This window comes from Thermanaerothrix sp. (genome assembly GCF_056331585.1).
Window position 1 is genome coordinate 20,611 of sequence record NZ_JBWGPQ010000035.1, and the last position, 10,066, is coordinate 30,676.

Sequence of the window (10,066 nt, forward strand, 5' to 3'; positions counted from 1 at the left end):
TTGGTGATACTGGGGGCGCCAGTGCATGATGATATTGGAAGCGCTCCCAATTTGTTTCATTATAGAAAAATTATGAACAAAAGTCAATTGGGTTGGACTAAAAATTGGTAAATTAAAATTTTAGTTGCACTGTTCTAGAGGCAGGGAGAGGGAAAAATCGGGCTTCCAGGGTTTAGATGGCCTCAATTCCTCAAGTGCTAAGAGGTAAATTGGATTACCAGGAAAGGGAAGATGAAAAATGAGATGGGAATTTCTGTCGAGGCGAGGGGAAACTTTCGGATTTATAAAAATTTTGGAAAAATTTTATGGATATATGGCTTGACTTTAGGCGCATTGTGAATAGAATTATAAAAACCCTTTAAATGCTTTAGAGCCCGACTCGGTGATGACCAAAAGAGTGAAAATTGCGGAAATTGCTCATCGTTGCGGTGTTTCGGTTTCCACCGTTTCTCTGGTTTTGAATAATCGCCCCGGTGTGGCTCAGAAAACGCGCGAACGGGTGCTGGCAGTGGCGGCAGAATTGGGATATCCGATCAACTCTTCTTCTCCCAAAGATCGCGAATCCCCTCTTTCCACCCTGCGTATGCTGGTTAAATTAGATCCAGACTTAGCCCCACAAGCAAATCCGTTTTATTCCAAGGTGATTTTGGGAATTGAGGAGGCTTGTCGCTACAAAGGGATCAATTTGTTGTTTGCTTCGTTGCCGGTAGATGAAAATAACCAACCCCTGGAAATTTCCTCCCAATGGCTTAGCGGTAATCCCGAGGCTCTTCTTCTGGTTGGGGTCTTTGTGAGCGCGGCTTTTATGGAACTATTGGCTCAATATACTGGCCCGGTCGTGCTAGTGGATAGTTATGCGGTTCGTGAAGAATTTGATGCCGTTCTCTCGGATAATTTTCGCGCGGCCTATCAGGCAGTGGAATTTTTGCTGAATTGTGGGCATCAGCATATTGGGTTGATCGGTGGGGAAGAGCGGTGCTATCCAAGTTTGCGGGATCGCCGCAATGGTTATCTACGCGCGCTCAAAGAACACGGAATTTCGCACACCTACATCGCTAATTTCAATATCAGCCGCTCACGAGGATATGATGAAACTATTGCGCTGCTCAAGGCTCATCCCCAAATTACGGCTCTTTTCTGTCTCAATGATGAAGTAGCCAATGCTGCCGTTCGGGCGGCTCAAAGCCTGGGACGACGCGTGCCGGAAGACCTTTCGGTGGTTGGCTATGACGATACGTATATTGCTACCCACACCCATCCAACGCTGACCACCTTACACGTAGATACATTAGCCATGGGACGGGCTGCAGTGGAATTGGTGGAACTGCGACGCCAATACCCCGATGCGGCGCGGATGACCTTGCTCATTCATCCGTTTTTGGTGGAGCGGGAATCGGTGACGACAATAACCATGCACAAGGAGATGATCAAGCCATGACTATATCTGCTTTGCCTAACATCCCCTGGGAAGATCGTCCCGCCGGGTGCTCGGATGTCGTTTGGCGTTACAGCGGCAACCCCATTATTCCCCGTAATCTTATTCCTTCTTCTAACAGCATCTTTAACAGCGCCGTTGTGCCCTTCAAGGATCGTTTTGCAGGGGTGTTCCGATGTGATAACAAAAAACGCGAGATGAATTTACATCGTGGCTTTAGTGAGGATGGCATTCGGTGGCAATTGGATGATGCCCCGATCATCTGGCAATATAAGGATGCAGAACTAGCCCATTTCGAACATCGTTATGACCCGCGCGTAGTGTGGTTGGAAGATCGTTATTACATCACTTGGTGCAACGGATATCATGGCCCTACAATCGGTGTGGGATACACGTTTGATTTTGAAACTTTTTACTTCTTGGAGAACGCTTTTCTCCCTTATAACCGCAACGGGGTGCTCTTCCCACGCAAAATCAAAGGTTATTACATGATGCTGAGCCGCCCAAGTGACCGTGGACATACGCCCTTTGGAGATATTTTCGTCAGTCAAAGCCCGGATCTCATCCATTGGGGGCAACATCGCTTTGTGATGAGCCCTAAAGGGGGATGGCAAAGCACAAAAATCGGTGCTGGTCCAATCCCAATTGAAACCCGTGAGGGTTGGTTGCTTTTCTATCATGGGGTGCTTACTTCGTGCAATGGTTTTGTTTATTCCTTTGGCGCGGCGTTGCTCGATCTCGATCAACCCTGGAAGGTCATTGCACGGGGAGGCCCCTATCTGATGTCTCCGCAGACCCTTTATGAGTGTGTGGGCGATGTGCCCAATGTGGTCTTTCCTTGTGCAACGCTCTATGATTCTCCCACAGGTCGTTTAGCAATTTATTATGGGGCAGCCGATACGGTTACGGCATTGGCCTTTGCTTACCTGGATGAGGTTGTGGATTTTGTGAAGTCCACCAGCGACGTTTAGATCTCTTTTAACCTTTTACGTTATTTTAGGATAGAGTGACTAGGCGGTAACTAATGATCGTCGCTTGGTTGTTTTATTTACTCAGACATGCAACTCTTAATTCGAAACCGCGTAGATATGAATTGGTGAAGTCTTTCCGCTCCTTATGTCGGGAGGTGTGATGATCCAGGTGCAAAATCTTACCAAGCGTTTCGCTCATCTGACCGCAGTAGATGACCTTAATTTCGAGGTGAGGGAAGGTGAAATTTTTAGCCTACTTGGGCCCAATGGGGCGGGGAAAACCACCACAATCTCAATCCTTTCCACGTTATTGTTGCCCACCTCGGGCGAGGCTTGGATTGGCGGCTATTCGATCCTAAAGCATCCCTCGGAAGTACGCCGCTTGATTGGGGTGGTGCCCCAGGAAATTGCGCTTTATCAAGGTTATTGTTGCCCACCTCGGGCGAGGCTTGGATTGGCGGCTATTCGATCCTAAAGCATCCCTCGGAAGTACGCCGCTTGATTGGGGTGGTGCCCCAGGAAATTGCGCTTTATCAAGATCTGAGCGGCTATGAAAACTTATGGTTCTGGGGGCAAATGTATGGATTGAAAGACAAGGAATTACGTCAACGGATTCACTCAACCCTGGAACAGGTGGGATTGAGTGAAAAAGCCAATCAGAAAGTGCGTACCTATTCGGGAGGGATGAAACGTCGTCTTAATTTGGCCGCAGGTCTGTTACATCGTCCCCGGGTACTTTTTCTGGATGAACCCACGGTGGGGATTGACCCGCAGTCCCGCCGCGCAATTCTGGACTTTGTCAAGTCGCTCAACCGTGAGGGCATCACGATCCTTTATACCACTCACTACATGGAAGAAGCTCAGGAGCTCTCTCATCGGGTTGGAATTATGGATCATGGAAGGTTGATTGCACTGGGAACACAATTCGAACTTTTACAGCAAGTGGATGAACATGACACCCTGGTACTGACATTTGAGGATGATATGAACCTGTGCTACCTTTAGAGGCATTGCATCACTTGCCGGGCGCGGTTAATGTGATCCAAGAGAATCATCGTTTAAGAGTGCTCACCCGTACCTCAGAAGAAATCCTGCCCCATCTCATCGCCGTGTGCTTAGAGCATGGCGTGCGCATACGCAGCGTCGAGATCAGCAAACCCAATCTGGAGACCGTCTTTTTAAAACTGACCGGGCGTGCTTTAAGGGATTAGGGAGGACGAGGATGCGGCGGATTCTGCTCATTGCGTTCAAGGATTTGCTCTTGATCTTTCGTGATCGGTCAACCGTATTGATGATCTTGATTGGGCCATTCTTGTTGACGCTTGGGATGGGGCTGATCAGTGGTCAGGTGGGAGGGGGCGCAAATTCATCCAGTGGCCCTAGCGATATCCCTGTGGTGATTGTAAATTATGATGGGCAAACTCTGGGAAATGCCTTGGTGAATGTGCTCTTTTCCCCGGAGTTGGATCCCTTACTCGAGCCCATTCTTGTTTCGGATTTAGTAGAAGCAAAGCAACAGGTTGAAAAAGACCAAGCTGCGGCAGCGGTTATTATCCCGACCGGTTTTACCCAGAGTTTGATTCGCCCTGCAGAGGAATGGCAAGCATGGTTCCCTTCGTCATCGCCTAATGTCACCCTTCAGATTTATGCCAATCCCGGGCGCCCCAACAGCGTTGCGATTCTCGAAAGCATTGTACGTGCGTTCCTCTTTCGGGTGGAAAAAGGGCGCATCCTGGGCTGGACGGCCATTGTGCCGTTGGTGGCGAACGGCGTGATTCAACCCGCACAAGCCGAAGACATTGGACGCACTTGGGGCGAATCTCTGGCGCGGTCGGGTGCGGAACAGGAATTGATCCAGGTGGTCGTTACCGAGGGGGAAATCACCCAACTCCGAGATGTTAATGTAATGGCTTCTATGGCACCGGGGATGGCGCTGTTCTTCTTGGTGTTCACCGCAACGTTTGGTGCGCGTTCTCTATTGGTCGAGCGGCGGCAGCAGACATTACAGCGTTTGATGCTCACCCCAATCCTCCCGTTTCAGATCTTGGTGGGGAAAGGTATTGGGGTTTACCTGAGCGGTGTAGTACAGCAGATATTGTTGATTGGCATCTCAACCTGGCTTTTTGCCTTGAATTGGGGTGATGCCTTTGGAGTCCTTGCGTTAATTCTATGTGCGTCATTGGCTGCGGTGGGTTGGGGATTGCTCATCGCTGCATTGGCTCGCACGCCGGCTCAAGTTGCCTCGGTGGGCTCAGCGCTGATGTTGATCTTTGGTTTGTTGGGTGGTAGTTTTGTTGATCTGGGTGATATGCCGTCTACGGTGTATATCCTAAGCCGTATGACCCCTAATGCGTGGGGGATGGACGGGTATGCCATTTTGGCTGCGGGCGGCTCCCTGAGCCAGATCGTCCGACCTTTGTCGGCCCTGGCACTCATGGGGGTTGTTTTAATCTCTCTGGCAGGGGTTATCTTGATGCGCTCACGCCGTTTTTCTCAGGCTTAAGAGGGAGAGTCATGCGCCAAATTCTTGCCATCGTCCGTAAAGACATTTTGCTGCGCTTTGCCTCGCCCAGCGAATGGCTATTCTTCATTCTTCTACCCGTGCTGTTCACATTTGTATTGGGTATGGGTAAGTATGGTTCGGATGGAAAGGTTTCCCTTCCGGTGGTAGATGAGGCCAAAAATGAGATCTCCGCCCGCATCGTGGAGGCTCTTAAGGGGGCACCGGGTTTGCGACTGGAAGTGGTGAGCCGCGCTGTAGCCGAGGAACGCTTTTTAGCCCGCAAAGTGGCCTTTTGGTTATACCTGCCGCCTGACCTTACCGTAGAGCGATTGATGCACGGTGAAAAAGTCCGGCTTTTACTTTATCAACAACCGAACAACCTGCGCGCCTTGGCGGTGCAACGTGCAATCCAGGCGGCAGTTGGTGGGGAGAGCCTGCCTTTTGAGGCCGCCCATGCGGCGGTGACGTTGGCCGAACAGTATGGTGTGTTTAAGACGGAGGCAGAACGCCAGCAATACGTCATTGAAGCCAGCCATCTGGCTCGCTCGTTATGGGCACAAGTCCCAGACCGTTTAGAGGTAATTCGTCCTTCGAGTGCTCCGGTTTATGATCCGCGCGCCCAAGCCTCGGCCGGTCAACTTATTACCTGGGTCTTCATCCCCCTCTTTGGAATTTCGGCACTGCTAGCGTATGAGCGCAATACCGGCACGCTCTCCCGGGTGATGACTACACCCACCTCTCAGGCTGTTTTCTTGGTTGGTACCATCGGCGGTCAGGTATTGATGGCTCTGATCCAGATGGGATTGCTGGTGGGGTTTGGGGTGCTAGTTCTAAAATTGTCTTGGATGCGTGATCCTTTGACGTTGGTTTTGTTGTTGCTAACCTCGGCGTTGGCAGCGGGGGCGATTGGCGTATTCATGGGAACATGGGTTAAAAACGAAGCCCAAGCCAATAACCTGAGTATCCTGATGGGCATGGTGATGGCGCTATTGGGTGGATGTTGGTATCCCTTGGAGCTCTTCCCTGCATCGGTTAAAACCGTCGTTCATGTACTTCCGACCACCTGGGCTCTGGAAGGCATGGTCAACTATCTTATGCGCGGGGGTACCCTGCAGGACCTGTTTCCCCACCTGGTGGTTTTAACCGGATTTGCAGTGGTCTTCTTCGCCTTAGGAATTTGGCGAATGAAGCAAGCGCAAGAGACATAGAAAAAAAGCCCCGCGGGATCGCGGGGCTCTTAAAAATTGGGTTACCGAATTAAGTTACCGCGATTTTACCATTTCCAGGATGCGGGTGGTAAAGGCTTTGGTGACGTCCATAGAGGGTAAGATATCGTACTGATGAAGCATATCTGCCAAGGCTTGCCATTGTTCCTGAGTCTGCCAGCCCCAGCCATGCTCGCGCGTGATATCACTCTGAGCATCCTTCAATTCGGTTTCCAACATGTAACGCATATGATCCGGATTGGTCTCTGGCCCGGTGTATTTCAACACAATCTGAACGGCCTCATCAGGATGTTGGGCGGCAAACTCAATCCCGCGCAGTGCCGCTCGCAAGAAGCGCGCCAGAACGTCAGGTTGTTCCTGGAGCAAGGATTCAGTGGTGACATAGGTCAGTCCAAGCGTGGGCACACCGTAATCTGCTGCGTCCCACAGTGTGATCTCATAGCCCCAGGAGCGCAGTAAAAAGGGTTCATTAGATTTGAAAAGAGGGTAAACATCCACTTTGCCCTCAACCAATACGCGTGGGTCAAACCCCACATTGACCAGATTAACCTTATTGACGTCGGCTCCTGCGGCATGAAGCAAGGCAAAGAGATCCGGGGGTGGGGTGCCTTTATATCCCACCAGATGACCTTCCCAGTCTTTGGGGGTGACCATGCCTGACTCTTTGAGCGCGGCAAAGGCTTGTTGGCCGCGCTGTCCGATCAGTGCGATGGAAACCAAAGGCAGGCCAGGGTCGGCACGGCGCTGTAATAACACAGCGGCATCCTGGGTGGTGACTTGGACTTTTCCGGCGGCCAGTAATTGGAGGTGTTGCCCTTGCCCGGGCGAGTGCTCGATCGTGACATCTAATCCTTCGGCTTCAAAATAACCTTTTTCTTTGGCCACATAAGCCCCCACGAAAGGTAAATTGGCTTGGGGTTTATATCCGGCCATAAAAGTGAGCGCAGTGCGGGGTGGGGTAGGGGTTGTAAGCGGTGCTGAGGGCTGACAGGCAATCGTCAGAAAGATCGAAAGAAGAATGAAAAAGTGGAAGAAAGGACGATGTCTCATAGGTGAGTGACCTCCGTGACAGGATTAGGATGAGGTGTACCAAAACACCAGGCGTTTTTCGGCCTGGGTCGTTCCCTGATAGAGGAGCATTCCCGCCGCCGCCAGGATAAAAATAGCGGCAAATAAATGGGGGAGATTCAGATTGGTGTAGGCCAGCCACATCAAGCGTCCCAACCCTCCCGAAGCACCAGTCCACTCGGCGACGATGGCGCCGATCAATGCCAGAGGGGTGCTGACTTTTAGTGCGGCAAATACGTACGGGAGGCTGTGAGGCAATCGCAGATGCCATAGAAGTTCCCAGCGGTTCGCTCGCCAGGCGTGGAATAAATCCAACAGGCTAGGGGTGATGGTTTGGAGCCCGACCAGAACGTTGACCAACACGGGAAAAAAGGTCACCAAGGCGGTAATGATAACTTTGGGTTGCCAGCCGAACCCCAACCAAATGGTCAGCAGGGGAGCGATGGCTACGAGGGGCGTGGATTTGACCAAAATGGCCAGACTCATAACGCCGTGTTCCAAACCTGGCCAAAACGTAACCAGGATAGCGATGAGAATCCCTACACAGGTTCCGATCAACAAGCCCAGCAGGGCTTCACCAAAAGTGATCAACGACGCCTGAAGATAGGTGGAAAAGTTTTGTGCCAGGGTGTGGAGGATGAGGCCAGGGGCGGGCAGAAGATAGGGGGGAACATTCCCCACTCGAACGCCCACCTCCCAGATAGAGAGGGCGCCCACAATAAGTCCCCAGGTGAACAGTTTACTACGCGATGAACCTGTCATTGGAAGTACCTTCCTGACCATTGGAGGAGAAAAGTGATTTTCTGAGTTGGTTGACATAGGCGCTAAATCGGGGGTGATTTTCGTCGCGGGGGCGAGGAAGTATAATCTCGAGGTCTGCCACAATTTGGGCCGGGCGGGGTGAGAGCACCAGGATACGATCAGCAAGCCTGACGGCTTCGTAAATGTGGTGGGTTACCCACAGGATGGTGGGTTTTAACCATTGCCAGAGATCGAGCAAGATATTGCTGAGATTCTCTCGCGTCAGTTCATCCAGCGCCGAAAAAGGTTCATCCATTAGCCAAATCGGCGCCCCTTGGACCAATAAGCGGGCTAGGGCGACGCGTTGCTGCATACCACCCGAAAGACGATGCGGATATTCGTGGGCATACTGACTTAAACCAACGCGGTCGAGGGCTTCTTCAGGGCTCAACAGGGGCGGTTTACCGGTGCGCGTAAACTTTAGGGCAAGGGCAACGTTCTGGTACGTGGTGAGCCAGGGCAATAGAGCCGGGGATTGAGCCATCCAAGCCACAGTGTGAGCCTGAGAAGGACCGGTGGAGATAGTCCCATTAAAGGCGATATGCCCGTGTGTCGGTGAGAGTAGCCCTGCCAGCAGCCGTAGTAGGGTGGATTTACCGCAACCACTTTGACCGATGATGGCGACGAATTGCCCAGAGGGGATATCAAGGGTGAGCCCCTGCAAGACCGCTTGGGTGTGGTTGGGATAAGAGAATGTCAGGCCCTTCAGGTGAATATCCATAGGCGTGAGATCAGGGTGGAGTGAGAGCGGTAGTGAGGCCGCGCCAGCCGCGTAGGTACTCTACGTCAATGCGGAAGACTTCGGCCACTTGGTTCAGGTAGGGTTGGGCCAAGTCGCGCCCCAAATAGCGCCGGCCAAGGCGGTTGAGCAAGCGATGCAAATCCTGTGGCGTTAAATCGGTGACCGGATTGGCTTGTCCGCGGGCAACGACGCGGCGTAACGGTGGCCAGGGCTCGTCAATGGTCAAGGAAACGGCGGGGTTTTGTCGAACATATTCAGGCCAGCGTGAGCCCTGCCAGGCGATCACCATGAATGCGTGGCCGTTCCACTCCTGCCAGAGAGGTATGACGTGGGGTTGACCATCGGGACGCACGCAGGCCAGCCGCGCCGAGACCGGACCGCGAAGAAACGCCTCCATTTGAGCTGGCGTAAGGGGCTCCAGGGGTTGGAGGTCTTGATCGGGTTGAGGCTGGAAAGGCGAATAGGTGAGGGCCCCCAGGCGGTAAGAAATGCGCGCTGCCAGGTTACGTAACTCGGGGCCCATCTGGGTCAGCAGGGTTTGTGGCTGCCAGCGATAAGCCAGCGCACTCAGAAGCAGTGCCGCGCGGGGCTGAAAGCCATCCGGGCAGATCGGTGCAGCCAGATCAAGGGTCTCGTTCGATTGGGCTAGCACCATACCCTCCTCGATGGTCAGGGGGGTGGAAGAGGGTGCGAACAGGGCCTGGGCTGCTTCTAAATACGGGTAAATTTTTCCCACCTGGAACACGCGGCGGGTCTCATGACTGCCCTCAGCTTGTGCCAGGACGAGCAGTCCCTCGGAGATGGGCACCACCAGAGCCAGCGTCTCGGGCCAGGCGGTTTGGGCGCTTTCCTGATAGAAGGCGGCCAGGAGTTCCTGTTGGCTGAGATCACCGCGCGCCTGCCAGGCCAAGAGGCGTGGGCCGGGCAGGTAGCGCCCGCGTTTCTCGGATTGGTCCAGGTAGCCCAGGGTTTTGAGGGTCTTGAGCAGGACGAAGAGCGAGGAACGCGAGAGCCCCAATTTTTGCATCAAATCTTGGGGGGTTAGCCCCTCGGGGTGGGCGAGGATGGTTTCAATTAAGCGCAGGGTGCGTTCGGCACTGCGGGCAAGGGTTAAGTCTTTCATGTTGTAGTCTCTATTTTAGGACTTTAGTATATTATATTGGACTATTGTAAATCGTCAAGAGGATAACAAAGTAATGTGTGATTTATTAAAGCCACGAGAAGATTAATAATGCTCGACGAGAGATATATGCGCGTATTTAACCAATACCTTCGCCACTTAGCCTGAAGAAGCAGGCTCTTTGATAGGGTGAATGCGGC

The 10,066-nt window shown here is 52.4% G+C and carries 10 protein-coding genes and 1 pseudogene; 7 read left to right on the top strand and 4 right to left on the bottom strand.

The window, feature by feature from the left end:
- Window positions 1–385 precede the first annotated feature (385 nt).
- The 7 genes and pseudogenes from AC01YT_RS11180 to AC01YT_RS11210 all read left to right on the top strand — a co-directional run bounded on the left by AC01YT_RS11180 (window position 386) and on the right by AC01YT_RS11210 (window position 6,117).
- Window positions 386–1,438 carry a LacI family DNA-binding transcriptional regulator gene (locus AC01YT_RS11180; RefSeq protein WP_476675470.1) on the top strand — a complete coding sequence of 351 codons (1,053 nt, stop codon included), beginning with the start codon at window positions 386–388 and terminating at the stop codon, window positions 1,436–1,438.
- Window positions 1,435–2,406, top strand: coding sequence for a glycoside hydrolase family 130 protein (locus tag AC01YT_RS11185; protein ID WP_476675472.1), 972 nt, complete (start codon window positions 1,435–1,437; stop codon window positions 2,404–2,406). The genes AC01YT_RS11180 and AC01YT_RS11185 overlap by 4 nt, the downstream gene beginning before the upstream one ends.
- Window positions 2,407–2,566: 160 nt before the next feature.
- Window positions 2,567–2,760, top strand: a pseudogene (locus tag AC01YT_RS11190) (ATP-binding cassette domain-containing protein); the annotation flags it as partial.
- Between the two features lie 75 nt (window positions 2,761–2,835).
- Entirely contained in the window at window positions 2,836–3,411 is a 576-nt protein-coding gene (locus AC01YT_RS11195) for an ABC transporter ATP-binding protein (RefSeq protein WP_476675488.1), read from the top strand.
- Window positions 3,399–3,617 carry a hypothetical protein gene (locus tag AC01YT_RS11200; RefSeq protein ID WP_476675474.1) on the top strand — a complete coding sequence of 73 codons (219 nt, stop codon included), beginning with the start codon at window positions 3,399–3,401 and terminating at the stop codon, window positions 3,615–3,617. The genes AC01YT_RS11195 and AC01YT_RS11200 overlap by 13 nt, the downstream gene beginning before the upstream one ends.
- Window positions 3,618–3,628: 11 nt before the next feature.
- Window positions 3,629–4,909, top strand: a complete 1,281-nt coding sequence (locus AC01YT_RS11205; RefSeq protein WP_476675476.1) for an ABC transporter permease — start codon at window positions 3,629–3,631, stop codon at window positions 4,907–4,909.
- Between the two features lie 11 nt (window positions 4,910–4,920).
- Window positions 4,921–6,117 (top strand): ABC transporter permease, encoded by a 1,197-nt coding sequence (locus AC01YT_RS11210; protein ID WP_476675478.1) that lies wholly within the window; start codon window positions 4,921–4,923, stop codon window positions 6,115–6,117.
- Between the two features lie 54 nt (window positions 6,118–6,171).
- On the opposite strand, the gene AC01YT_RS11215 is transcribed toward AC01YT_RS11210, so the two are convergent.
- From AC01YT_RS11215 to AC01YT_RS11230, 4 genes are read right to left on the bottom strand one after another with little or no spacing between them, the layout of a single operon-like run.
- Window positions 6,172–7,185: an ABC transporter substrate-binding protein gene (locus AC01YT_RS11215; RefSeq protein WP_476675480.1), complete on the bottom strand. Its 1,014-nt coding sequence runs from the start codon at window positions 7,183–7,185 to the stop codon at window positions 6,172–6,174.
- Between the two features lie 24 nt (window positions 7,186–7,209).
- Window positions 7,210–7,965 carry an ABC transporter permease gene (locus AC01YT_RS11220; protein WP_476675482.1) on the bottom strand — a complete coding sequence of 252 codons (756 nt, stop codon included), beginning with the start codon at window positions 7,963–7,965 and terminating at the stop codon, window positions 7,210–7,212.
- A complete protein-coding gene (gene ccmA, locus AC01YT_RS11225) occupies window positions 7,946–8,725 on the bottom strand; it encodes a heme ABC exporter ATP-binding protein CcmA (protein WP_476675484.1) in 780 nt (259 codons plus the stop codon). Before ccmA ends, AC01YT_RS11220 begins: the two co-directional genes overlap by 20 nt.
- 10 nt (window positions 8,726–8,735) lie before the next feature.
- The gene (locus AC01YT_RS11230; protein WP_476675486.1) at window positions 8,736–9,869 is read right to left on the bottom strand and encodes a pyridoxamine 5'-phosphate oxidase family protein; all 1,134 of its coding nucleotides are present in this window, start codon (window positions 9,867–9,869) and stop codon (window positions 8,736–8,738) included.
- Between the last annotated feature and the right edge of the window lie 197 nt (window positions 9,870–10,066).